This is a genomic window from Chryseobacterium indologenes (assembly GCF_001295265.1).
Taxonomy (GTDB): Bacteria; Bacteroidota; Bacteroidia; order Flavobacteriales; family Weeksellaceae; genus Chryseobacterium; species Chryseobacterium indologenes_A.
The window spans coordinates 196631-216336 of the sequence record NZ_LJOD01000007.1 but is presented as its reverse complement, the minus strand read 5'-3'; the positions used below and the strand labels follow the sequence as shown (position 1 = coordinate 216336).

The following is a 19706-nucleotide window of genomic DNA, read 5'->3' as shown; positions in this document are numbered from 1 at the left end:
CCACTATTATCTGCATCGGGGTTCGGTTTAAATTTTAATGAGCTGGTTTGTCTCTCATTTTCTAATGCTAAATTACATCTAATTTTTTAATTACGCAATATGTGTAATTAAATTTAACAAAAATTAACATTATTTATTTCTAAATAAGAAAACAGCAGTATATAACCGCTGATTACTTAATATTTAACTCTTTCAGTATGGTATCCAAATTTAATGAGCCATTCCTCGGTTAAGGGGATAGGAATAAAATTATTAATAGCATAAGTGTTCTCTTCGCCATTTTCTATAAATGTTACATGAGATTCTGATATCCTACATACTACCACTTGAATGCCACTATCTAGAATATTAGGAAATAGTAGATAGTTAATGAAATTTCCTATTCTCAATTCTTTTGCTTCCATATCAATTTTCAATTAGTTTTTTTTGACAAACAGTGCACGTAAGGGAAAGGCCTGTTTTGCCCCATACATTCACCCCGCATGTACATGAATATTTTTTTCTCTTTCCGGAGTACCGGCCCCGACTTACTTTCTGTTTTTTTACTGGAACAACTTCCATGGCTTCAAATCCGGTTTCCTGAAGCTTTTGAAAAGCTTTCTGGAATAGCCCACCATCAATTACAAAATCGTACATTCTACGGCCAGTTTTGAAGCCGTCAGGAGTTCCCGTATCTGATGTTTGAAGTCCTACCCTTTCCATAATCTGGGAAAATTCGAGATTGTGATATCCACTTTTGCCGGGTTTGCCGAAAATATGTTGTTCCAAGTGGCACATTTCATGAACAATCGCCTGGTGAAATTCAACATCATAAATATTTATAAAATCAGGATTCAAAGCAATTTCATGTACCTGTTTTCCGTCTTTTTTCCACAGGTCAGCCAAAAACATTCCGGACATCTTGGAATCTCTGGATAGAGTGAAAACAACATCAGGCAGCTTTCTCTCAAAAAGAGAAGTATTATAATAGTTGAATATATTGTTAATGTATTGTAGATTTTGCATTTACTTTATTTTGGTAAATTTACTATTTCTGATAATCCCGACCAACGAAATAGCCAAGCATAAAGAAGTCTAAAGGATTTATTTCTTTGTCATGGTCGAATGGTTGAAATCCTATGATCTTACATAAAATTCCATCATCATCGTAAATCCAATTTCCTAAGCGTAGTTCTTGTGGTTCTTTCATGATTCTATTTGTTTTAAAGCAGAAGGGGTTAATTCAAGTTCATATTTACACAAACATTCTACACATTTTAAATCTCTGTTGAAGTCCCAATCATCACTATTAATCTTATAAGCTATCATAATATCTTTTTGTGAATTATGCATATAATGATTAATTTTTAATCCAACTTTTGATTTTCCTATGGCAAACCCTTCAAACAGTACTTTCTCTTTAGCTTTATCCCACTTTTCAATTTCAAAATCATTCATCATAGCATTCGAACCTCCATAATAAGTAGGAGAATCCCAATACTCGCCTTTTTCATCAACCGTAACAAACATTCCAAGCGTTAAAGGCTGTTTTAAAAACGTTGCATAATTGCTAATTTTAGTTAGCATTTCTGTCTCATTATATCCAGGGGGATTTTCATTTAAAATTTCTAAACAAAAATCTGTCATTGGTTGTAGTTTCATTTGATAAGATTTTCGGGATTAATTATTGAGGCTTTCATTTTATTATAATCTCCAATGGTAGCCGGATGCTTCTACGGCTGAAATGAAGGAATGTAAAGGATTAAGTAAAAGACCGTCAGGGTAAACTTTATAATCCACATACCCACTATTACCATCTAGATCCATGTACTTAGATTCCTCAACAAGATCTACTGCTATCTCCTCTGTTAATTCTGAGCCTAAGCAGATCATTTCTAATTCTTCATTAATGTCCAATTGTGAATTGATATATTTTTGACTATCAATGAAAGCCTTAATATTCTTTTCTAATGAAAATCCATTTTCTGGAAACTCCACAATAAGAAGCCTCTCCTTTAATTGTAACTCAACGGTTTTCATGATTCGCGTAATTTAATCCAACCGTATTCAATTAGTTTTTCAACAGACAGTCCCATCCATGGTAATGCGTAGCCTTTTGAGCGGAGAAAATCAGCTGAATTAATTTGATAGATATATAGATTCGTATTTGTTGCTAAAAATATTTTTCTATTGCAGAATCCAATTCTAAAAGCATCTTCATCAGTAATTAATGTGAGTGGTTTTAAATTAGCATAACAATCTGTAATATCACAACCAGATGGTAATTTCCCAAACTCATCATTTTCTCTCCATATCCATTCGTCATTCTGAATGCAAGGCACGCTATAATATTGAGCGAAGAATTTTGCTTTATTTTCTAATGTATTTTCCATTGTTATTTTTCTTTAAAGTTGATTTGTTGAAGCGTCAGAAGGTGACGCGTTTTATAGTTCGGTGGCGGATTGGATTAATTTTAATACGTCATCAGCATTATCTTTCAATAAATCTTCTGCGTACAGCTTTCGTAGCATTTCAAGCATTTCAGGGGCTTTGACTATTAATTGAGCATTTGCTTTATATTCTTCTCTATATCGATTAACGGACGCTATTTCAATATGATCTGAAACAATCATCATTTCAGGTTCGCTGCCTATAAACTTCCTTTGCCATTGGCCCGGTGTTCCTTTGAATTCCATTCTATTGATTTTTTTAGTTTGTTAGTGATTTTTTTAAAAGGCCCCGAAGGGCCCGGGGTTAACAGCCACAAGAGTGGACAGAGTTTGAATGCCACACAACCTGATCTATGTATTGTCCTGTGCTTGGCTGGTATACCCATTCGACGCCCCATGTCACCTGAAACATATAGCCTTCGTTATACACACATGCCGAACCGCTATCAGCTAAATAATCAGTATGGCACATAATCTCTGCTTTGCCTCTAGCTAGCTGGTTAGCTTCTAATAAAGGTTTAACCGAATTGAGAACAGCAGCATCGTCTATAACAGTCTTAGAAGCTGTTTTTTGAGTTTCTGTTTTCTCTGTAGAGAATACTTCATTGTTTTCGTTTTGGCATGCAGCCAACATTGTCAGTGCCATAGCACCGATGAAAATTAATTTTTTCATTGAAAATGTTTTGATTTTTACGCCTGCAAAAGAACGGTGCAGACTTCCGTGTTTATTTTAAATCAAATAGACTGTTGATTTCGTATTTTGGCATCGCGTTGATAGCACAATCAAGTATTGTTTTGCCTGCTTCATAATCGACGAGATTTCGAGCTATTTTATCCTTACGCTGACTTCCATTATAGCTAGATAAATCTATGTTGTGAAATTTTTCAAGCTCCTGCAGCTCTTTTGTTGTATTGGAAATTTTAAAACGTCTATCTCGTAAGTTAGTTGGCAGTATTAAATTAGTCCAATACAAGTGCCTACCTCTTTTATTTGCTGGTATCAAGGGCTCATAGTATGGAATAACATTTTCAACAACCCATTTACCGGTTTTGAAGTAGTGTTGAAGAAAAATTATTTCTTGGTACAAAGTCATGTCGGGATAAACAGGCTCAGTTGCAGTATCGTAGTTTGACGCATTCCAATATCTAGCTCTTGAGTGCGTCGGGCATGGTGGCGAACTCCAGATAAAATCAAAATCTTTATAATGATCTAATAGATATTGATGAGCATCAGCAATTATAACCGTATCATTGGGAAATCGCTCCTGGTACATTCTTGCGAGTTCGGGGTCTAACTCAACGGCCGTTATCTCATGCTCATCACCCCATTTGTAGCGGTTACCCCCTAAGCAGGCATATAGATTTAGTATTTTCATTTCTCTGTTATTTTAGTAGTTCCGGATTGGAGTGTATGTTGCCAGTAATTTCACTGTTTGATACTTTGGGGTCAAGAATTGAAATCATTTGACCTTTCATTTTGGCGTCTATAAAACGAAGCACATAAGCACCATCCGGCTGCTGTTCAACTACACATCTTAATACACCTTTGCCCATAATGTCACCTTCAAATATCTCTACTCCGTTCTTGTCCTTCAAGCCTGTGTACTGGCCGACTGTTAAGGGATCAACTTCTTTAGGACTTGAATCGACATGCCCCTTATAAATATAATGTGCAACATCTTTCTTTATCTTGAATTCTTTTTTAAATTCTTCACTAAAAACAGTTGAGTAGTAAAAACCATATACCCATTTTCTGCTTCCGAGGCTGAAACCTCTATATTTTATTTCTCTCATGATTTTGATTTTAGGCCCCACCGAAACGGGGCAGTTGTTTTACCTGTTTTTTAGGCCTAATTTGTTCAAAAGGTTTCTCTGTTTACCACTTAGGTAACGAGTAACGTTTTTGTAACCTACACCGTTTCGTCTGAATATCTCAGTTCTAAACTTTATTGTTAAGTGAGGCGGTCCGAGTAATCTTTCATGCATGCGCGTAAAATTCACCAATTCATCATCTGACATCTTCGATAGCTCTTCAGAGAATTCTACAGCAGTCAAGCATTTTAATTGATTATACTTCGTTTCATCGGTACCCGACAAATAATCGTCTATTTGAACCTTCAGGGCCTTTATATCGGCTTCAGTTAGTTCTATTTCGCCGATTGATAATTTCACTATAAGCATTTTATTATATTTAAAAATTCGACTATAACCGTACGACAAATGTATTTGATTTTATTTTAATCGAACAAAAATAATATGTTAATATTTTGTTAAATGTTTTAGTGTAGTCTAACAGAATGTTATTAATAGGTAATTTTGTGCTATTAAAATCGAATATTCATGCTAGATATATCACCATTATTAAATCAAAGAGGTTGGACCCAAGCCGAACTCGCTAAAAAAATGGGTATTGCAAAAAGTACATTAACAGACAATTTGAAAAACCCGACATTAACAAAATTGAACTCTATCGCTGATGCTTTGGGTGTTCCGGTTCGAGATCTTTTCCCTGCTGGAGTTGACGAGAAAGGACAGGAGCTTTTTATTAAAGATGATAAAGGTAATTTTAAGTCCATCGGATTTTTGAATACAAAACCTTAACAGTCTCCTTTTGTCGCTTCGGCAGATAATTTGATTTTTCTGCCCTGTTTCGCTGGTAAGTCCTGATAATACTTTTAATTTCGGGCTTCATTTTTTTTGATCTCTTTTTTTATCCAGTTATACACTAAATCGTTTTTCACTAGGGTAGTAGCCATGGCCTGAAGTCTTTCAAATGCATGATTTACGTTTTTGTGCAGAAATTCTTTCGGGTCTCGGAAGTATTCTGAAAGGTGCTTTATTTCAAATTGGTTGAACATCACGGATTTTGTTTTCATGCGTTCAGCCTGTAGGATGGTAAACATTTTCTTCTTAATGACGATTTTCTGAGCAATCGGGTCCGACACAAACTTTCTTAGTCCTCCTTTCTTCAACACCAGTTCGTAGAACAAAAAAGCACGTTCGCAAGGCTTGTTTTCTTTGACGGCTCGGGTCAGTACTTCCCAATTTTTCCGCTTTTCGGCTCTTGCTTCTTCCGGGGTTCTTTCTATTTCCGGATTGATAAGTCTTTTCAGTTTCTGCATTCCAAGAGTGTGCTGTTGGCTGTGTACTTTGAATTCCTGGTAAGCCATCAATATTTTACCGGCTTGGGCAGTTGATAGAGTAGGAAAGAACTGAATTTGATTCCCTAAAAAATCTCTAAGTTCGCCACGGGATGCCATTCGATAAGCCTCCAGTATTTCTTCACCTGTTATGTGATATGGAAATGTCCGGAGATATGCTCCAAATTCGGAAATCGCCACCTCCGTGGGGTTTAATCCGTTTTCGTAAACAATTCCTTCAAGTTTAGGGAAGCTCATCTGAAATGCAGCAATAAGCTTTCTACTGATCTTCTCACGTTCTGCCATTCCGAAAACCTTGTCTTTTACAGAAGGGTACAACACCTCTTTCTTCACAATTTCAGGTAGCTTCGAAATAACGGACTTCTCCATTAAGCAGTTGGGTTGTCCCATCAACCTTACCTCCACTTGCTCTGATTGTGCCAGATCCGTTGTTTGTGTTAAAATTATTTGATTGTCCATTGCTTAAATCTTTGTTGTTATAATTGCCTTCCAGAATTTTCACAAAATTTGTTGGCTTTAAAATCCAGTCAAAATCTGCTGTCCATTGGTTTCGATTTTCGCCCGCAAGAAAATTAGATTCTCCCGCAGATTTTAATACTTCTTTTACCTTTTCCAACCCATAATCACTAATGCGTGCTTTGATTGATGATTTTCTGGACTTACTAATTACTTGAACCTTTGGCAGGCGTGAGCAGTTATCATGAAAGTATTTTACCAAATCATTTACTGCTTCTACAACTTCTTTTTTTTCTTCAGAAAATAAATATTCTTGATCTGGGGGTTCAGGGGGAATACTTTTACTTTCTTCTTTTACTTTATCTTTTACTTTTACTTTCTCTTTAGGTTCCTGTTTGGTTATGCTTTGGTTATGCTTTGGTTTTGGTTTGGTTTCTTCTTGGTTATGGTTAGGTTTTTCTTTTGGTGGCCTTCCACCACTTTTACCATTAATAAACTTCTGGTTATTAGCGTCTATTTGAGGTTTTATCAAAGTAAATATAGCTCGTGCTACGGGCTTTAGATTTTCAGTTGTTACTCCGTTTAAGCCATACTCCATTATGGCTGTAAGCACTTCTCCCTGAATATCTCTCGGCAGATCTTTAATTCCCTCATAGAAGCTACGGTAAAAAACAAATCCGTCTCTTTCCATCCTTCTATAGCTTTAGTAGTAATTCTGTATTCACCAGGTTACAACCTGTATTTTCTTTTGAAATTCCGGACTTTTTTATCAATCTTCACATCTTGCCGGGCTCAATAACGTTCAAAAAACAACTAATCTGCTTGTGCTTCACATCGTACAATCGTAATTGAGGAAGCAGGATCTGTTTTATGTTCTCTGGTTTCAATTATCTCAATAATATTGAGTTTGTTGTCTGTCCTGTTTGGTTTGTGGAGCAGTGTTTTATGGTAAACAGTAGCGGTATCATTAATTTCTGGAATTAAATTAGGCGAATGTATCACTGAAAAAGTGTCCTTACTGTATTGGAACATCGCAATGTAATTTGACATAGTTTTAAGTTTTTAATTGGTTAATCTGTTCAGAGAGTATCCCATCTCTTTGGCCCATGTTGGGTTTTCTTCGATTTGACGATGGCCTTCTCGTGAAACAGCCAGCCAAAACCGGGAATCGAGTAGAAGAGGTACGTTGTTTATTCTGGCCCATTGATCCGCAAATCCGATTCTGCCCATTTTATGATGGACGTCTGTTGTTTCTTGTCCGGTGACTGGACAAATTTTGTTTTCTATTTTGCCCATAAATTGTATTTTAGCTGCTATATATTTAGCGTCAATTATTGCCTGTTTTTTGGAAACCTTACGGATAGGTTTTCTGATTTTAATCTCTTTTGGCCTCTTTTCAGAATTAACCTTAATTCTATATGCTTTATAGTGAGCCTGGCATCTTTTCGCGATCAAGGGTCGATACGGAGCATCGGAAGGACAGTCCAGGCATTTGCCCGTTTTGATTTTTATTGTACTATTCATTGGTTCGTATATTTTGCTTGGAAATGATCAAGATCAGAGATTTTGAAATATTTTTTGTTGCCGTTTTTCTTCACGCAGGGGATTTTACTCTTTGATTGCCTGCGGGTGAAAGCATTGTAGGAAAGACATAAGTAAACTGCTGCATCTTTGCTACTGAGCATGTCTGATGTGTCTTCTTGTTTTGTCAATTCTCTGGAAAACTTACTTTCGCCTTGCTTCAAGAAAACTACCTTTCTGGGGATTTGCTTTGCTTTTGCTAACACTTCAAGTGCTTTTTCATGTTCTACTTTCTTTTGCGAGCGGGAACAAATATGATTAACGTCTCTTGTTATTGTTATATCTTTTTTAGCCATGATTTATAGTATTTCAATATTTTTACTAGGATTCGGAAGAGACAGATAATAATCCATGTCGTATGTAAAATTCTTTCGTGTGCTTTCCATTTCGGATTTCGATGGGTTTCTGTGTAGATAGATCAAACACCACTTTGCATAATTCTGATGATCTTCTTTGTCGTAGACCTTCGGAGGTCGGTCGTTTTGAGGGTGATGGAGTATTGTCATTAGTTTTCATGTTTTATCTGGTTTAATAAGTGCTTCAATCCTCTGCCGTCTATTATGGTTTTACCAGTGTGCCAGCCGGAATACGGGAATAATATCACAGTGCTGCCATTAAACTCAAATGATATTGCAGTGTCGCTTTGTATGATTACCTCAAATCCTAAAGCCCGAATCTTATTGACTGCGAACTGAACTCTTCCGGGCTCTAGTTGCTTTTGTCTTTCTTGGTTCAACCTTGGCATTTTTATTTATGATGTTTAGTATTTGTTCTTTATATTCTTTTGCGTGTTTTGCTTTTAACAATAATCTTTCTATGTACTCAGGGTCTTTTGGAATAATGATGTAATGCTCGTGAAGATTTTCATTATAAAATCGGTTATCGAAACTCATGAAAATGCATTCTTTCGTTCCAGTTAAATACATATTTGTTTGCATCTGTCCGTAATAGTCAGGCATTTTTGATTTTACCTCTTCAGCAGTAGAAATCATTAAATATTCCAAGTGTGTGTCAGAGTTGGGGCATTTGATCTCGACTGACTTATTTATACCTTTAATAATCACATCCGGAGTGCCACCTAAATTATATTCATCATCATAGAAGAAAACAAAGCCATTTTGAGAAGTGTAGATAAAATCATCATCGTCAACTGATCTGCCTAAATGTTTTGCCAGACTTAAAACGGCAACAGGTTCAGTATTTTTGCCACGTTCCATTGATGAATTGTAATAAGGCGGATCATTCGGAGCCAGTACAGCAGCTGCGCATTTTCTTATGTATGTTTTGGCCCCAACAGATAAAACCTCGTTTTTATCCTTAGCACTTGTTATCAGCTTTGACGATTCACTTGCTGTGAAATACTCTGCTCGGAAAGCCAGCCAATCCGGCTCATTATCAAATACAGCATACTTTATCATAACTTCATTTTTTCAGCGTTAGACTTTCCATTTGGGATTTCTTCAACTACTTCAACGTCTTTGAAGTCTTCAGGTCCATAAACGTCCTGAGCAATTCCAATTTCTGCTGCACATTTTTTTAATGCATCTGTAGCAGCGGCTTTTAAATCATTACCAATTGATAGAGGAGTTTGAGTGCCTCTTTTGAAAATAATATCTTTGTTGCCGTACTGCATCTTTACGATGGTTTGGCCACCCGATCTACACGTCAATCTACCTTTTACAACCACTTCAGCAGCTTCAATTAAAATCTGTTCTGAAACGATCTCAAAATCCCAATTCCAGCCGAACAGAATATTGAGTTGTTTTTTCATATAAGAACCAGACACGTACGTCCATGTACCGCCACCTTTAGCAGGTCGAATTTTCTTTGCTTTTTCAGGTGTTTTGCCAATCACCCCGTTCAGCTGGCCGACAGATAATATCAGGTCATTAGATTTGCTAATGTCGGCCGTGGTTATCATTTTTGGATCTGCCATATATTATGCGTTAAAGTGGTCGATTTGTCTTCTGATCATCGGCAAGCTGTCACCGATAACGATTTCTTTTTTCTTGTTTTGCGGGTAATATTTGAATTGTGTGCCATAGGATTCGATTACCCAACCGCGGTAAGTTTCTTTGTAATTTTTCATGTTGTTAATTTTATTTTGAGTTAATTATTTTGCTAAATCTCTTACCATCGCTGTCAGCGCATCATTTTTAGCCTTTCGGCTGGCGGTAGATAGTCCCACCTTGCTACCGCCATCTTGCTTTTTGGAAGCGTTTTTTTGTTCGAGAAACCGGTATATGTGTTCTATCGGTATTTGCTCTAATATCTTTGTGCTTAAACTTTTCATGCTGATTTTTTTAATCTGTGTTTTTCAAATTTTGCCAGCGTACAGATAACTGATGATCTGAAGTCTCGAGCCGAAAACCATTGTACCCACTTTTCATGTGAGATAAATCGGTATTTAAATCTGTTTTTTAGTCTCATTGTGGTTTGGTAAGAAATTCAATGAATTCACGGTAATACAATCTCAAAAAACCTGTTACAATTAACCCGGCAAGGGCAAATATTGTATTTTGGTAGTTCACCGCAGTTTTACCTGCGTTATCTTCACAATCTGACATCATTATTAATACCGATGTCGCTATTAAGATGTTTAGAACTGTTTTCATCAGAATTCTTTTTGCATTTTTATTCTCATATCTGCATAATCGTACTCACTTTCATCTTCAGAAGTAGAGTAGTTGTACTGTAGGTATTTCTCAACTGCTTTCTCTAACTCGGGGCTGATCTCGGCTATCTTCTCACCTTCGTCAGCCAGACAGAAATGCGAATCTGTGAAGTCGATGTAAATAGTAGGCGTTATCTGCAAATAACCAGTATACACACCGTATGTTGGGTTAAAATCAACCTCACCGGTAATGAAATTGTCATTTTCTAACCTTTGAAATGCCAGATTTTCGAGTGTTGGTATTGAGACGATTGTTTGCATGATTTGAGAATTTGATTGTTAAATACAGTCGATGACTTTCTTTACTTCTTTTTTGCAGTCTTTAGCCTGCTTTATTTTGTCGTCAGCGTTTTTGGCCGCCTTCATCAGTAGAACTTTAAGGCCAATTATATTGCCCTCAGTTACTCTGTTATTTCTATATGTAAGTTCTCTTAAAGAAGAAACACTTACATTTTTCACCTCATTATTGACGTCTGCCCGGTCATCTTTTGTAGTAAACATTTTTAGATACTCAGACAGCAGAAGAGGTATTGTTTCACCTATTTTTATAGCCATTGCGTAATATTTGTTATTTTTGTTAAAAATTAAGAGCAGTAACTCTGTAATTGTTTTACAAAGATAAAGAAACTTTATTTTAAAACAAGAAAAAAATAAAGTAACTTTATTTTTAATATCTAAACGATTGATAATCAATAAGAAAAATTTCTATTAAAATGGATAAGAATTCGATAAAACGATTTATTTCTCATTTGAAAGTATTACAGAAAGTAGAGAATCAAAAAGATTTTGCTTTGAAAATAGGCTATAAAAGTGAGTCTGCGTTTTCTCAAGCTATAAGCAAAACCCCAATTCCTGAAGAAACTTTGCTTAAGATAAAGAAAGTTTATCCCGAATTAGATGGTTGGGAAAAAAGCGTTATATCATCGGATGATGTAAAAAAATATGTTTTTGAAAAACTGCCTATAGAAGAAAAATTGAATTATATCCATAAGCAAAATATGGAATTGAGAGAAGAGAATGAAGAATTAAAAGATATGGTAGATCACTTAAGTCTTATGATGGAGATTTCATTAGCTCCAATTTTACGGCATTTCAAATTAAAGGCCGATGACCATAGTGTTATAGATAAAAGGAAAAGCTCAATTAATTAAAGCCTAATTGAGCTATTTTTATACTTAACCTAAACTTGTCTAAGTTAAAGCTTTCTGTAACGGCTTCAAAGAAAGTAATTTTTTGTTCTTTTGATAACAAGGAATACCTAACTTGTCTTAGTAATAAATGATTGTTAAAAATGTATTCATCAAATTCAATTAGACCTTTATCATAAAAAGATTCATTTCTATGGTGTAATTGCCTGATAAAACCCCTTTGTTCTCTATTAATTCTCTCCATAGGTTTTATCGTTTTGTTTAGCTATTCGATCAATTGACCTCCATTGAATATCATCTTTGAGAATTTGGTCTCCAACGTAATCATATAGTTTATAACCAACATAGAATACTGGTAATAGCATTATCAAAAATCCCATTCGATGCCACCAATCTGGATCTAATTCAAAACCGTATCTCATAAGTTCGTACATTGCCAAAGAATATAAAGAGGCGTAAATTGGAAGGAAATAGCAAATGTGGTATGCTCTCATGAAACGACCTACACTACATAATATTATAGTCACATAAAGGCTTTCAATCCAAACATCTGACCTTAATTTAACACCTCTTCCATCCAACATTGTATTAAAAGCTGGATCTATCCAAGACCAAATATTGTCAGTAAATGGAACAAAGCCCGCTAATATTACTATTAACGAGCCAATAGTTTTTAGATAAGTCAATCTGTGTTTATCTAAATGTAGTCTTAAATGCTTTACTGTCCTGTTATCTCCTAGGCGGGACAGGAACGTCTTTTGGGTCTCCTCCATCTAAGGGTGGGTTTTCGGGCGGTAATCCAGGGCCGTCAGCAGTATTTGCTGGAGGTGTAAAACGAATAGAATCACTAATAATATTCTCGCTCTCCGTTTTGCTTTCTGAATTACTCAGCGGTTTTAGTTTTAAATCTGTTTTATTTACATAATTAGGATTGGAGATTTCTTCTTCTCTTTCTCCGGAGCACGATAAGAGCAAAGAACTTGCTCCGATAGCGAATAAAATTATTCTTGTTTTCATAAATTGTTAATTAAAAGTTTAGCTGCAAAATTAACAAATAATGAGGCAAAAATATTAAATTATTTCACTATGTATCGAAATGCTAATATAAATAAATAATTCATTCGACAATGAAAAATTTTATATTCAAAACATATTTTATAATCAGTCAAAACAAAGATTATTACGGGAAACCGTAAAATTGAGGTGTTTATATTTTTATATTTGTGGAAAATAGTAAAATGAAGAAAATAATAACATTGTTTGCTTTAATCTGTAGCTTATCAGTATTTGGGCAAGAGTTTGAGTTAACTCCTGATAATTTTAAATGTAAAACAGACAAAGTTAATGATTATGTCATATTGGAAATGCCAGGATATAGCAAACAAGAGTTATTCAATAAGTCAAAAGAATTCATCAACCAATATTATAATAACCCCAAATATGTAACAGCTGAATCTGAAAATGATCAATTAGTAGTAAATGCTTTTGGTAGTAAGTACAACATGACATTAATGAGTTGGTATAATGAGTATCAAATTGAATTGTTATTCAAAGATGACAAAATAAAACTAACACCAAAATTCAAATGGATAAAAAATTACAACGGAGGAGACAATCTTCCTTTGGTGCTAAGTTCTGGCTATCTTTGGGCAGTGTTTAACAAAAAAGGAAAAGTTATGAGAGAAAAAGCAAAAGAGACAGCGGAAAGTGATATAAAAGAATTTATCAAGGGATTGCATGAAAAAATTAGCTCCAAAAATGATTGGTAACAATAATAAAATATAATATGAAAAAAATATTCACATTATTAACACTCCTAATTACAGTTTTAATATTTTCCCAAGATTTTGTTTTAACTGAAACTAATTACAAATTAAAACCTGACTTATCAAAAGATTATGTGGTTTTATATTTTCCAGATAAGAACGAAGAAGCCTTGTTTAATCTTGTTCAAAAAAACATAAAATATAAGTTTAAAACACAGATTATTAATTATCAGGAAATACAAAACGAACAGATAATTGTAGATGTGACTAGTCTAGCTTCAAGAACAATTTATATAAATAAAAGAGGCTCTAATGTTTGGAAAGTTGTTAATAGGTATGAGCTAAATTTTAAAAACGGCAAAATAATGGTTCGCCCATATTTTTTAAAACTAATAAATGAAGATTTAAAAACAGAAGTTTCTTTGGGAAATTTTTTCAATAGTAGAGGTATTGTTAGATTAGAACATGGAGTGGAATTTGCAGAACTTCTGACCAACTCCTTTGTAAGAACTTTTAATGACGATTTAATAGAAAACAAAAAAGAAGATTGGTAATAAATAGCATTATGAAAAGAATATTTACACTATTAACATTTTTATTTACAGTTTTTTTATTCTCGCAGGAGCTAAAGTATGAAGAAGTTGTAAAGGTTGATTCAACAGCAAAAAAGGACGAATTATTTTATCGCGCCAGAACATGGGCTGGACAAACTTTCAGTGAAAAAAATAATTTAATTACAACAGAAGATAGAGAAACTGGTGAAATTAGTGGTGTAGCAATTTATGATTATAGAACAGAAAAGGGGTATTATGGGTTTGAATGTGCTGAGGGGCCAGTTTCGTATAAATTCAGCATTTTTGTGAAAGACGGTAGGTATAAGTATTTATTTTATTCTTTTGTACATACGGGTTCAGGTGGTCCTTCTTGTAGACAAGTTAATTACGGACCTTTAACATTAATCGAAAAAGCGCCTTTAAAAGGTAGTGGAATCGCCGATGACCGAGCGTGGGCGGATGTTAAAGAAAAGACGATGTCCAAAATTCAATCTCTTGTTTCTGGATTAAAAAATTCAATGAACAAGAAATATGAGAGCAGCAACGAATGGTAATATGTAAGGGAACTATTTTAGTTCCTTTTCTTATTTTTCAATACAAAATTCCGTAACAAAAAAGTAACAAAATCAGTAACAATCCATTATCTTTACACCGAAATATAATATTAAAAACAACGGTAAAACGCTGTTAATACGCATAAAAAGAAATTATTTCTGACTGGCAGTCAAAAGGTCACGGGTTCGAATCCCGTATTCTCCACGTAAAAGGGTTGTAATTTAATTGATTACAGCCCTTTTGTTTTTTTGATGATTGAGGTGTAAAACTGATTAAAAATCATTTGGGGGAGAATACCTTTTTATTAATCGCTATGGTAGACAAAGATGAATAATAACAAAGTGTTTTTAGGATAAACAAAGGCGCTTCGCTTATTTTTGAAATACAAGGTTGTAGATAATTTACATTTTTGAAAATAGCAGATAATACTGTTGAGTTTTCATTAAGGACAAAATGGGGTATACTGTGGCAGATTAATCGACTTAGGAAGCAGGAGCTTTAAAAAACCGTAAGGTTCGCCGATTCAAATAAAAAAATAAAAAGTTAGAGGCAAAATTGAGATTGAATCCGTTAAAAAATTTCCACTGTCTGAGCATGGCTCGTATTTAGACCCGAAGAAGAACAGCCTGATCCATGCGAGTTTGGAAATTTTAGGAGTTAATATCAATTTTTAGCGGATGATTCCAGTCTTGAATTTTGTATACTTTTTTCAAGAAAAAGTATAATAAAAAATAATTACTACCTTCTCTGATTCTGATTTACCTATGTTTCTCAACTAACCCAGAAAATCCGGTTCTATAAAAACCAGCAATGCGGCAATAATTTACACGTCTTCTTTTTCAAAGAGCTTTTTGTTATATTTTTGGAAATTAGTAAATTATATTTGTACAAATATTTAGAAGCAACCACATATTCATAATGGTTAACATTAGCCACATTTTAATGATTGAACCAAATCAAAGTGGAGCAGATGGATGTAATATTGTTTTAACAAATGGTACTTCGTTCCGGTCAATTGAACATTATGATACGGTAATTGGAAATATAATAAATACTAAAGAGTAAAACAGCCTCTTAATTGAGGCTTTAATTATTTGGAATTATATCTTACATTTTGGGGTAATGGCTTAGAAATGCTTTTATCTACAACCTTTTCTCTCATCATAGATTTTTTATTAAAGTGACGAGAAATATTTTGTGATAATTCTGTGAAATTATCAGTTCCATCATCTTTCTGATGATAAAAAATTTTAATTGATTTACAATTGTTATGTTCAAATAAGGTATTCAGCAATGTCCTGTCGGACAGGCCACACGAATGCCCCATGATAAAGATTTGAAAATCATTACTTTCAATCCAGTTAAGTAAATTTCTATAATTTGAATTATTAAAGTACATGAATGATTTAATATTTTTCAAAAAAGCATTATCTCCAGTATTTTCAAGAATTTTATAATGATCATCCATCTCATCTCCAAAACCAAAGTTTATAGGGTTTCTTACATCGCTTATTTGCCCATGTATAGGTGTATAAAATATTTGTCCAAAACCTCTGCGTCCCATACGAGACATAATTGATACGTAGTTGGAGCAATTACTAGTGTAGTTAAAATCAACAAACATTGTTTCAAATGCATCGTTTTGATGAGAGTCAAAATCAGGATGAAATAAATTGTCAAAATCTATAAGACTGCTTCTATAGTTGGGCGGGAACTCTGAAAACAAATCAGAATAGGGCTGTTTTTCTAAATTATTGAAACTATACTCGAACAAGTCAATTATAGAGATACATCTACTATATGTGCCATCATAGCTATATTTTTTTTCAACCTCTTCATCAATGTATAAATGCAAAAGATTTTTAATTTGCTCGAAATCGTCATTAAGAATCTGCACATTTCCCAGCTTAGGAAACTTATTATCTCCTTTTACAATAGACTTTAAAACATCATAATAAATGTTTTCAATATCAACCCAGTTTACAATGTTTTTAACCGTAATTAGTTCAAACAATTTGTTTCTAAATGAAAAAACTGTACGTGGTGCATCATACAGGGTTTCTTTGTATAAAACAGAATATGTAGAATTACTATGTAAAGGCTCCTTAATGCTGTATGCGCCGCCTCTACATTTTTCCATCACGTATTTATCAAAATCTGCATAGCAAGAAATGTTTTCATCAACAGTAAAACTAGTTCTATCTACATTGAATAGGGCATTTATTAAAGGATTTTCTGAGTTATAGTTTTTCCATATCCAGTTTAAAAAATTACCATAAGAAGTGGGGAGCCCATGCGCTAAGTCAAATCCATTACCTATAATGACAAGTCTATTCATGATTTAGTTTTCCTTCAAAGATAACTTTTTTCCTTTAAATAAGTGCGAAGCATAATTTTGAAGTTAGAAGTTAATGGATGTTTATTAATTAAATACAACTTTGTAATTTAAATATTAATTTCTGATAATTAATATGTGTTGAAAGGAGTATTGGAGTAAGTTTAATTCCCTTTAATTAGCTTCATAAAATTAATTCAGTTGATTACCACATTGCCGTCTAAAATCACCAATCAAACTTTAAATTAGATTATAAAACCATCAAAAAACACTCGTTTCATATAAAATCTCGCTCATCAGCTTCTATTTGAAAAATAATTGTATTTTAGCCAAAATATGCTGCTTATTCATAAAAATATAAACGGCTGGTTAAAATTCAGATAATCTGAATGAAAAATTTAGTAGATTTGCACGACATTAAACAATAATAAACATATTAATTCTGTTCTCTGTTTATGAACAATAAATAAGAAAACAATCCAATTTGATTAGGGTATAAAACTATTAGAACTATGAAGAAACTTTTTTTACTTCTTTTAACAGCTTTTTTATTTATCGGATGCAGCTCAGACGATGACACTATTTACGATTTTATCGGAACCTGGTCAGGGAAATACGACGGCAGCGATAAAGGAACCTGGAACTTTGTGGTGGCAAGTGACGGTAAAGTATCCGGAACCATGCATTCTGAAGTAAATAATGAAAACTATACCATTTCAGGAAACTTAACAGACACCGGAGATCTTACTTCAGTAGTCGGTCTTCCTTCAGATGGAGAATTCAGAGGAGCACTCACAAGAGAAGGGAAAGGAAACGGAAGCTGGTCAAACTCAGTTCCTACTCCAACAAGAACCGGAACATGGTCAGGAGAGAAAAATAAACAATAAAAAAGAAAGTCTGCAGATCAACCTGCAGACTTTTTTTTGTCTCTTCATTTAAAAGTCAATCTAAGATTCTGCCTGTCCTCATATGCAAATCTCAAATTTTCAAATCTATACAAATCCCATCCGGGAAATATTCCCGTCTTTATTTTTAATAATAAGGAAATAGAGCAGGACACCTTCATCCGGAAAATGATTTTTAAAATTAATTTTCCCCTCTTGTGTAGGAATACCTTGTTCTTCAATATATTCAACAGTATATTCTTCAAAATCAGGTTTTATACTAATCAATGCTGTTTCATGAATATCATCATCCTTGACAGCAGCATGTATATTATGTTGAAGCTCCGTTGAAATCCTGATTTCTGTGGAAATGGTCTCTTTATTTCCAAATTGGAATGCCTTTAACAATTCTTTCCCTTTTTCTGTTAGAAGACCTTTTTCCACACTTCTTTTTCCTCTTTCTGAAACTGTATCCAGGTCTTTTATATCCGTCATTAGTTTGGCAAAACTCTGATAGAGCAGGGGATCGCCGGCTTCTTTAATATATCCGTTAATACAGCTCCGGATAAGCTTTCCCGCTTTGGAGCAATGCCCGAATTCAGAACTGTTCTGACGTACTTTCTCGTATGAAGGACTCTTTTTAAAAGCCTTTTTATTAAATCCGCTTTTCTTACGGACCACATTTTTCCCGTTCAGGCTGTAAAAAACCAGATCGCCAACGGCTCCTGTGATCTTTATTAAACTTTCATACGTTGCCATACTGTAAAATTGAACTCAAAGATAGTAATAAATATATAAAATCAATATTTTAACATATATTTATAATATAGTTGTAGTATAGTTATTATATAATTAAAATATAAAAATGTATATTTGTGCATATTTAGTTACTTCATTTAAAATCAGATGACTATGGTACCGGGATTATTTGAAAACCTGAAATTAAAGAAGCTTTCTGTCTTACTGATCGCTTCAGCTGTAGCGGTGTCATGCGGAGCCTCAAAAACAGCTTCATCAAAGAAGAATACAGGCTCTAAAACCGTAACGAGAGCCGAAAACCTCAGAAAACTTGATTCAAAGTTTGACGGAAAAGTATCCAGGTCAATCAGCGATATCCTGAAAGATGCAGAAAAATATATCGGAACCCCTTATAAATTCGGAGGAAATACCTCTTCCGGCTTTGACTGTTCCGGATTTACCGTAAAAGTATTTGGAGAAAACGATTTTTCACTTCCCCGAAGATCTTCGGATCAGGCTGAAGCAGGAAAGAAAATAGATATTAAGGAAGTACAGCCGGGTGATCTCCTGTTTTTTGCAACGGCAGGCGGAAGCAGGGTTTCCCATGTAGGTATTGTTCATGATATCGGGACGGATGGAGAAGTAAAGTTTATCCACGCTTCCACATCAAAAGGAGTTATTATTTCATCACTGAACGAAAAATATTGGAACAAGGCCTATCTTCATGCTCAAAGAGTTCTTTAAACATTTGCAATAGAATTGCATAGAACAGATTTCGAAATTTGTCATAAAATAAAAACAATGACAGATTTTATAAGATTCTTTGCTCCCCTTTACTTTATATTTTTCTTTATCACTGCATTTCTGGGTGCCAGCCTGCTGGTCTATACAAGAACCGGCCGGAGGCCTGACGTTCTTCCCAGTGACGACTCTGCTTACGGACTTATCGGCCGCTACTTCAAAATCATCCTGACAGCACTTTTTATCTATACCCTTTTGATTCTTTTATTTCCTGAAAAAATTCTGTCGGCTTTTACAATCCGGTTTTTAGACCATCCGGTTTCCAGGTATGCAGGAATTTTTATGATGGTATCAGCTTTTGTATGGGTAATAACAGCACAGATACAAATGAAGGATTCCTGGCGGATCGGGATAGATCATACCACCAAAACAAAACTGGTGGTGACCGGCTTATTCAGAATTTCAAGAAATCCTGTTTTTCTGGGAATGACGGTTGCCCTTATCGGTTTTTTATTTCTGGTTCCCACAATCATTTCTTTTACATTTTTGCTTTCAGGGCATATGCTGATGCAGATTCAGATCAGGCTTGAAGAAGAATATTTATTACAACAGCATGGAGCAGGTTATATGAATTATAAAAAGACTACGGGCCGCATGTTGTGTTTTCATTAAAAGCATCAGGAG

37 protein-coding genes are annotated in these 19706 nt (G+C 34.4%); 8 read left to right on the top strand and 29 right to left on the bottom strand.

Annotated features, from left to right (window positions below):
• Nucleotides 1-176: 176 nt before the first annotated feature.
• Genes AOB46_RS12550 through AOB46_RS12505 form a run of 11 tightly spaced genes read right to left on the bottom strand, consistent with a single transcriptional unit; the run spans nucleotide 177 to nucleotide 4610 of the window.
• Nucleotides 177-404 carry a hypothetical protein gene (locus AOB46_RS12550; protein WP_062699791.1) on the bottom strand — a complete coding sequence of 76 codons (228 nt, stop codon included), beginning with the start codon at nucleotides 402-404 and terminating at the stop codon, nucleotides 177-179.
• Nucleotide 405: 1 nt separating this feature from the next.
• The gene (locus AOB46_RS12545) at nucleotides 406-1005 is read right to left on the bottom strand and encodes a SprT-like domain-containing protein (RefSeq protein ID WP_082377103.1); all 600 of its coding nucleotides are present in this window, start codon (nucleotides 1003-1005) and stop codon (nucleotides 406-408) included.
• A 22-nt stretch (nucleotides 1006-1027) separates the two neighbouring features.
• Nucleotides 1028-1189 carry a hypothetical protein gene (locus AOB46_RS23390; RefSeq protein WP_157845061.1) on the bottom strand — a complete coding sequence of 54 codons (162 nt, stop codon included), beginning with the start codon at nucleotides 1187-1189 and terminating at the stop codon, nucleotides 1028-1030.
• Nucleotides 1186-1641, bottom strand: a complete 456-nt coding sequence (locus tag AOB46_RS12540; protein ID WP_062699787.1) for a hypothetical protein — start codon at nucleotides 1639-1641, stop codon at nucleotides 1186-1188. The genes AOB46_RS23390 and AOB46_RS12540 overlap by 4 nt, the downstream gene beginning before the upstream one ends.
• Nucleotides 1642-1683: 42 nt before the next feature.
• Nucleotides 1684-2019 (bottom strand): hypothetical protein, encoded by a 336-nt coding sequence (locus tag AOB46_RS12535; RefSeq protein WP_062699785.1) that lies wholly within the window; start codon nucleotides 2017-2019, stop codon nucleotides 1684-1686.
• Complete coding sequence (locus tag AOB46_RS12530) at nucleotides 2016-2372, bottom strand: hypothetical protein (protein ID WP_062699783.1); 357 nt, start codon at nucleotides 2370-2372, stop codon at nucleotides 2016-2018. The genes AOB46_RS12535 and AOB46_RS12530 overlap by 4 nt, the downstream gene beginning before the upstream one ends.
• A gap of 51 nt (nucleotides 2373-2423) precedes the next feature.
• Nucleotides 2424-2675, bottom strand: a complete 252-nt coding sequence (locus AOB46_RS12525) for a hypothetical protein (protein WP_062699781.1) — start codon at nucleotides 2673-2675, stop codon at nucleotides 2424-2426.
• A gap of 58 nt (nucleotides 2676-2733) precedes the next feature.
• Complete coding sequence (locus AOB46_RS12520; protein WP_062699779.1) at nucleotides 2734-3102, bottom strand: hypothetical protein; 369 nt, start codon at nucleotides 3100-3102, stop codon at nucleotides 2734-2736.
• Between the two features lie 52 nt (nucleotides 3103-3154).
• The gene (locus AOB46_RS12515; RefSeq protein WP_062699777.1) at nucleotides 3155-3805 is read right to left on the bottom strand and encodes a DNA cytosine methyltransferase; all 651 of its coding nucleotides are present in this window, start codon (nucleotides 3803-3805) and stop codon (nucleotides 3155-3157) included.
• 7 nt (nucleotides 3806-3812) lie between these two features.
• Nucleotides 3813-4223 (bottom strand): YopX family protein, encoded by a 411-nt coding sequence (locus tag AOB46_RS12510; RefSeq protein ID WP_062699775.1) that lies wholly within the window; start codon nucleotides 4221-4223, stop codon nucleotides 3813-3815.
• A 39-nt stretch (nucleotides 4224-4262) separates the two neighbouring features.
• Nucleotides 4263-4610 (bottom strand): hypothetical protein, encoded by a 348-nt coding sequence (locus tag AOB46_RS12505; protein ID WP_062699774.1) that lies wholly within the window; start codon nucleotides 4608-4610, stop codon nucleotides 4263-4265.
• Between the two features lie 159 nt (nucleotides 4611-4769).
• Here AOB46_RS12505 and AOB46_RS12500 point away from each other — a divergent pair, with 159 nt between their 5' ends.
• Entirely contained in the window at nucleotides 4770-5030 is a 261-nt protein-coding gene (locus AOB46_RS12500) for a helix-turn-helix domain-containing protein (protein ID WP_062699772.1), read from the top strand.
• 74 nt (nucleotides 5031-5104) lie between these two features.
• On the opposite strand, the gene AOB46_RS12495 is transcribed toward AOB46_RS12500, so the two are convergent.
• From AOB46_RS12495 to AOB46_RS12450, 13 genes are all read right to left on the bottom strand, one after another.
• A complete protein-coding gene (locus AOB46_RS12495; protein ID WP_131724369.1) occupies nucleotides 5105-5959 on the bottom strand; it encodes a hypothetical protein in 855 nt (284 codons plus the stop codon).
• Entirely contained in the window at nucleotides 5928-6737 is an 810-nt protein-coding gene (locus AOB46_RS23650; RefSeq protein ID WP_062699768.1) for a DUF6291 domain-containing protein, read from the bottom strand. The genes AOB46_RS12495 and AOB46_RS23650 overlap by 32 nt, the downstream gene beginning before the upstream one ends.
• A 122-nt stretch (nucleotides 6738-6859) precedes the next feature.
• Nucleotides 6860-7096, bottom strand: coding sequence for a hypothetical protein (locus AOB46_RS12485; protein ID WP_062699766.1), 237 nt, complete (start codon nucleotides 7094-7096; stop codon nucleotides 6860-6862).
• Between the two features lie 12 nt (nucleotides 7097-7108).
• Nucleotides 7109-7570, bottom strand: a complete 462-nt coding sequence (locus AOB46_RS12480) for a hypothetical protein (protein ID WP_062699764.1) — start codon at nucleotides 7568-7570, stop codon at nucleotides 7109-7111.
• On the bottom strand, nucleotides 7567-7923 hold the full coding sequence (locus AOB46_RS12475; RefSeq protein WP_062699762.1) for a hypothetical protein: 357 nt from the start codon (nucleotides 7921-7923) through the stop codon (nucleotides 7567-7569). Before AOB46_RS12475 ends, AOB46_RS12480 begins: the two co-directional genes overlap by 4 nt.
• 3 nt (nucleotides 7924-7926) lie before the next feature.
• Entirely contained in the window at nucleotides 7927-8133 is a 207-nt protein-coding gene (locus tag AOB46_RS23215; RefSeq protein ID WP_131724368.1) for a hypothetical protein, read from the bottom strand.
• A 171-nt stretch (nucleotides 8134-8304) separates the two neighbouring features.
• Nucleotides 8305-9045 (bottom strand): YqaJ viral recombinase family protein, encoded by a 741-nt coding sequence (locus AOB46_RS12470; protein WP_062699761.1) that lies wholly within the window; start codon nucleotides 9043-9045, stop codon nucleotides 8305-8307.
• Entirely contained in the window at nucleotides 9042-9563 is a 522-nt protein-coding gene (locus AOB46_RS12465; protein ID WP_062699759.1) for a Rad52/Rad22 family DNA repair protein, read from the bottom strand. The genes AOB46_RS12470 and AOB46_RS12465 overlap by 4 nt, the downstream gene beginning before the upstream one ends.
• A gap of 3 nt (nucleotides 9564-9566) precedes the next feature.
• Nucleotides 9567-9716, bottom strand: coding sequence for a hypothetical protein (locus AOB46_RS23385; RefSeq protein WP_157845059.1), 150 nt, complete (start codon nucleotides 9714-9716; stop codon nucleotides 9567-9569).
• Between the two features lie 24 nt (nucleotides 9717-9740).
• Complete coding sequence (locus tag AOB46_RS12460; protein WP_062699757.1) at nucleotides 9741-9920, bottom strand: hypothetical protein; 180 nt, start codon at nucleotides 9918-9920, stop codon at nucleotides 9741-9743.
• Between the two features lie 133 nt (nucleotides 9921-10053).
• Entirely contained in the window at nucleotides 10054-10242 is a 189-nt protein-coding gene (locus tag AOB46_RS23645) for a hypothetical protein (RefSeq protein WP_185113867.1), read from the bottom strand.
• A complete protein-coding gene (locus AOB46_RS12455; RefSeq protein WP_062699756.1) occupies nucleotides 10242-10562 on the bottom strand; it encodes a hypothetical protein in 321 nt (106 codons plus the stop codon). The genes AOB46_RS23645 and AOB46_RS12455 overlap by 1 nt, the downstream gene beginning before the upstream one ends.
• A gap of 18 nt (nucleotides 10563-10580) precedes the next feature.
• Nucleotides 10581-10856: a hypothetical protein gene (locus AOB46_RS12450; protein WP_131724367.1), complete on the bottom strand. Its 276-nt coding sequence runs from the start codon at nucleotides 10854-10856 to the stop codon at nucleotides 10581-10583.
• A 158-nt stretch (nucleotides 10857-11014) separates the two neighbouring features.
• On the opposite strand from AOB46_RS12450, the gene AOB46_RS12445 reads away from it, so the two are divergent.
• On the top strand, nucleotides 11015-11452 hold the full coding sequence (locus AOB46_RS12445; protein ID WP_062699752.1) for a hypothetical protein: 438 nt from the start codon (nucleotides 11015-11017) through the stop codon (nucleotides 11450-11452).
• Here AOB46_RS12445 and AOB46_RS12440 read toward each other — a convergent pair.
• Genes AOB46_RS12440 through AOB46_RS12430 form a run of 3 tightly spaced genes read right to left on the bottom strand, consistent with a single transcriptional unit; the run spans nucleotide 11445 to nucleotide 12466 of the window.
• Nucleotides 11445-11693, bottom strand: a complete 249-nt coding sequence (locus AOB46_RS12440; RefSeq protein ID WP_062699750.1) for a hypothetical protein — start codon at nucleotides 11691-11693, stop codon at nucleotides 11445-11447. The two genes, AOB46_RS12445 and AOB46_RS12440, sit on opposite strands and share 8 nt — an antisense overlap.
• Nucleotides 11680-12222, bottom strand: coding sequence for a hypothetical protein (locus AOB46_RS12435; RefSeq protein ID WP_131724366.1), 543 nt, complete (start codon nucleotides 12220-12222; stop codon nucleotides 11680-11682). The genes AOB46_RS12440 and AOB46_RS12435 overlap by 14 nt, the downstream gene beginning before the upstream one ends.
• Complete coding sequence (locus AOB46_RS12430; protein WP_062699747.1) at nucleotides 12179-12466, bottom strand: hypothetical protein; 288 nt, start codon at nucleotides 12464-12466, stop codon at nucleotides 12179-12181. The genes AOB46_RS12435 and AOB46_RS12430 overlap by 44 nt, the downstream gene beginning before the upstream one ends.
• Nucleotides 12467-12687: 221 nt before the next feature.
• Here AOB46_RS12430 and AOB46_RS12425 point away from each other — a divergent pair, with 221 nt between their 5' ends.
• From AOB46_RS12425 to AOB46_RS12415, 3 genes are read left to right on the top strand one after another with little or no spacing between them, the layout of a single operon-like run.
• On the top strand, nucleotides 12688-13218 hold the full coding sequence (locus AOB46_RS12425) for a DUF4468 domain-containing protein (protein ID WP_062699745.1): 531 nt from the start codon (nucleotides 12688-12690) through the stop codon (nucleotides 13216-13218).
• 17 nt (nucleotides 13219-13235) lie between these two features.
• On the top strand, nucleotides 13236-13769 hold the full coding sequence (locus AOB46_RS12420) for a hypothetical protein (RefSeq protein ID WP_131724365.1): 534 nt from the start codon (nucleotides 13236-13238) through the stop codon (nucleotides 13767-13769).
• An 11-nt stretch (nucleotides 13770-13780) separates the two neighbouring features.
• A complete protein-coding gene (locus AOB46_RS12415) occupies nucleotides 13781-14323 on the top strand; it encodes a DUF4468 domain-containing protein (RefSeq protein ID WP_131724364.1) in 543 nt (180 codons plus the stop codon).
• Between the two features lie 1091 nt (nucleotides 14324-15414).
• Here the strand turns inward: AOB46_RS12415 and AOB46_RS22920 are convergent.
• A complete protein-coding gene (locus AOB46_RS22920; protein ID WP_082377092.1) occupies nucleotides 15415-16662 on the bottom strand; it encodes an AbiH family protein in 1248 nt (415 codons plus the stop codon).
• Between the two features lie 509 nt (nucleotides 16663-17171).
• Here AOB46_RS22920 and AOB46_RS12405 point away from each other — a divergent pair.
• On the top strand, nucleotides 17172-17546 hold the full coding sequence (locus AOB46_RS12405; RefSeq protein WP_062699739.1) for a hypothetical protein: 375 nt from the start codon (nucleotides 17172-17174) through the stop codon (nucleotides 17544-17546).
• Between the two features lie 105 nt (nucleotides 17547-17651).
• On the opposite strand, the gene AOB46_RS12400 is transcribed toward AOB46_RS12405, so the two are convergent.
• The gene (locus AOB46_RS12400) at nucleotides 17652-18302 is read right to left on the bottom strand and encodes a hypothetical protein (RefSeq protein ID WP_062699737.1); all 651 of its coding nucleotides are present in this window, start codon (nucleotides 18300-18302) and stop codon (nucleotides 17652-17654) included.
• A 153-nt stretch (nucleotides 18303-18455) separates the two neighbouring features.
• On the opposite strand from AOB46_RS12400, the gene AOB46_RS12395 reads away from it, so the two are divergent.
• Both AOB46_RS12395 and AOB46_RS12390 read left to right on the top strand, forming a co-directional pair.
• Nucleotides 18456-19025 carry a C40 family peptidase gene (locus AOB46_RS12395; protein ID WP_062699859.1) on the top strand — a complete coding sequence of 190 codons (570 nt, stop codon included), beginning with the start codon at nucleotides 18456-18458 and terminating at the stop codon, nucleotides 19023-19025.
• 57 nt (nucleotides 19026-19082) lie between these two features.
• Nucleotides 19083-19694: a methyltransferase family protein gene (locus AOB46_RS12390; RefSeq protein WP_062699736.1), complete on the top strand. Its 612-nt coding sequence runs from the start codon at nucleotides 19083-19085 to the stop codon at nucleotides 19692-19694.
• Nucleotides 19695-19706: the final 12 nt, after the last annotated feature.

Excerpts from the sequence above, each read along its gene's own strand:
- AOB46_RS12435 (WP_131724366.1), bottom strand. The coding sequence starts at position 12,222 with ATGGAGGAGACCCAAAAGACGTTCCTGTCCCGCCTAGGAGATAACAGG.
- AOB46_RS12515 (WP_062699777.1), bottom strand. The coding sequence starts at position 3,805 with ATGAAAATACTAAATCTATATGCCTGCTTAGGGGGTAACCGCTACAAA.
- AOB46_RS12440 (WP_062699750.1), bottom strand. The coding sequence starts at position 11,693 with ATGGAGAGAATTAATAGAGAACAAAGGGGTTTTATCAGGCAATTACAC.
- AOB46_RS12425 (WP_062699745.1), top strand. The coding sequence starts at position 12,688 with ATGAAGAAAATAATAACATTGTTTGCTTTAATCTGTAGCTTATCAGTA.
- AOB46_RS12505 (WP_062699774.1), bottom strand. The coding sequence starts at position 4,610 with ATGCTTATAGTGAAATTATCAATCGGCGAAATAGAACTAACTGAAGCC.
- AOB46_RS12460 (WP_062699757.1), bottom strand. The coding sequence starts at position 9,920 with ATGAAAAGTTTAAGCACAAAGATATTAGAGCAAATACCGATAGAACAC.
- AOB46_RS23390 (WP_157845061.1), bottom strand. The coding sequence starts at position 1,189 with ATGAAAGAACCACAAGAACTACGCTTAGGAAATTGGATTTACGATGAT.
- AOB46_RS12445 (WP_062699752.1), top strand. The coding sequence starts at position 11,015 with ATGGATAAGAATTCGATAAAACGATTTATTTCTCATTTGAAAGTATTA.
- AOB46_RS12470 (WP_062699761.1), bottom strand. The coding sequence starts at position 9,045 with ATGATAAAGTATGCTGTATTTGATAATGAGCCGGATTGGCTGGCTTTC.
- AOB46_RS12550 (WP_062699791.1), bottom strand. The coding sequence starts at position 404 with ATGGAAGCAAAAGAATTGAGAATAGGAAATTTCATTAACTATCTACTA.
- AOB46_RS12495 (WP_131724369.1), bottom strand. The coding sequence starts at position 5,959 with ATGGAGAAGTCCGTTATTTCGAAGCTACCTGAAATTGTGAAGAAAGAG.
- AOB46_RS23385 (WP_157845059.1), bottom strand. The coding sequence starts at position 9,716 with ATGAAAAATTACAAAGAAACTTACCGCGGTTGGGTAATCGAATCCTAT.
- AOB46_RS23215 (WP_131724368.1), bottom strand. The coding sequence starts at position 8,133 with ATGACAATACTCCATCACCCTCAAAACGACCGACCTCCGAAGGTCTAC.
- AOB46_RS22920 (WP_082377092.1), bottom strand. The coding sequence starts at position 16,662 with ATGAATAGACTTGTCATTATAGGTAATGGATTTGACTTAGCGCATGGG.
- AOB46_RS12485 (WP_062699766.1), bottom strand. The coding sequence starts at position 7,096 with ATGTCAAATTACATTGCGATGTTCCAATACAGTAAGGACACTTTTTCA.
- AOB46_RS12480 (WP_062699764.1), bottom strand. The coding sequence starts at position 7,570 with ATGAATAGTACAATAAAAATCAAAACGGGCAAATGCCTGGACTGTCCT.
- AOB46_RS12465 (WP_062699759.1), bottom strand. The coding sequence starts at position 9,563 with ATGGCAGATCCAAAAATGATAACCACGGCCGACATTAGCAAATCTAAT.
- AOB46_RS23645 (WP_185113867.1), bottom strand. The coding sequence starts at position 10,242 with ATGAAAACAGTTCTAAACATCTTAATAGCGACATCGGTATTAATAATG.
- AOB46_RS12535 (WP_062699785.1), bottom strand. The coding sequence starts at position 2,019 with ATGAAAACCGTTGAGTTACAATTAAAGGAGAGGCTTCTTATTGTGGAG.
- AOB46_RS12475 (WP_062699762.1), bottom strand. The coding sequence starts at position 7,923 with ATGGCTAAAAAAGATATAACAATAACAAGAGACGTTAATCATATTTGT.
- AOB46_RS12405 (WP_062699739.1), top strand. The coding sequence starts at position 17,172 with ATGAAGAAACTTTTTTTACTTCTTTTAACAGCTTTTTTATTTATCGGA.
- AOB46_RS12520 (WP_062699779.1), bottom strand. The coding sequence starts at position 3,102 with ATGAAAAAATTAATTTTCATCGGTGCTATGGCACTGACAATGTTGGCT.
- AOB46_RS12450 (WP_131724367.1), bottom strand. The coding sequence starts at position 10,856 with ATGGCTATAAAAATAGGTGAAACAATACCTCTTCTGCTGTCTGAGTAT.
- AOB46_RS12540 (WP_062699787.1), bottom strand. The coding sequence starts at position 1,641 with ATGAAACTACAACCAATGACAGATTTTTGTTTAGAAATTTTAAATGAA.
- AOB46_RS12530 (WP_062699783.1), bottom strand. The coding sequence starts at position 2,372 with ATGGAAAATACATTAGAAAATAAAGCAAAATTCTTCGCTCAATATTAT.
- AOB46_RS12400 (WP_062699737.1), bottom strand. The coding sequence starts at position 18,302 with ATGGCAACGTATGAAAGTTTAATAAAGATCACAGGAGCCGTTGGCGAT.
- AOB46_RS12415 (WP_131724364.1), top strand. The coding sequence starts at position 13,781 with ATGAAAAGAATATTTACACTATTAACATTTTTATTTACAGTTTTTTTA.
- AOB46_RS12510 (WP_062699775.1), bottom strand. The coding sequence starts at position 4,223 with ATGAGAGAAATAAAATATAGAGGTTTCAGCCTCGGAAGCAGAAAATGG.
- AOB46_RS12390 (WP_062699736.1), top strand. The coding sequence starts at position 19,083 with ATGACAGATTTTATAAGATTCTTTGCTCCCCTTTACTTTATATTTTTC.
- AOB46_RS12545 (WP_082377103.1), bottom strand. The coding sequence starts at position 1,005 with ATGCAAAATCTACAATACATTAACAATATATTCAACTATTATAATACT.
- AOB46_RS12395 (WP_062699859.1), top strand. The coding sequence starts at position 18,456 with ATGGTACCGGGATTATTTGAAAACCTGAAATTAAAGAAGCTTTCTGTC.
- AOB46_RS12525 (WP_062699781.1), bottom strand. The coding sequence starts at position 2,675 with ATGGAATTCAAAGGAACACCGGGCCAATGGCAAAGGAAGTTTATAGGC.
- AOB46_RS12430 (WP_062699747.1), bottom strand. The coding sequence starts at position 12,466 with ATGAAAACAAGAATAATTTTATTCGCTATCGGAGCAAGTTCTTTGCTC.
- AOB46_RS12420 (WP_131724365.1), top strand. The coding sequence starts at position 13,236 with ATGAAAAAAATATTCACATTATTAACACTCCTAATTACAGTTTTAATA.
- AOB46_RS12455 (WP_062699756.1), bottom strand. The coding sequence starts at position 10,562 with ATGCAAACAATCGTCTCAATACCAACACTCGAAAATCTGGCATTTCAA.
- AOB46_RS23650 (WP_062699768.1), bottom strand. The coding sequence starts at position 6,737 with ATGGAAAGAGACGGATTTGTTTTTTACCGTAGCTTCTATGAGGGAATT.
- AOB46_RS12500 (WP_062699772.1), top strand. The coding sequence starts at position 4,770 with ATGCTAGATATATCACCATTATTAAATCAAAGAGGTTGGACCCAAGCC.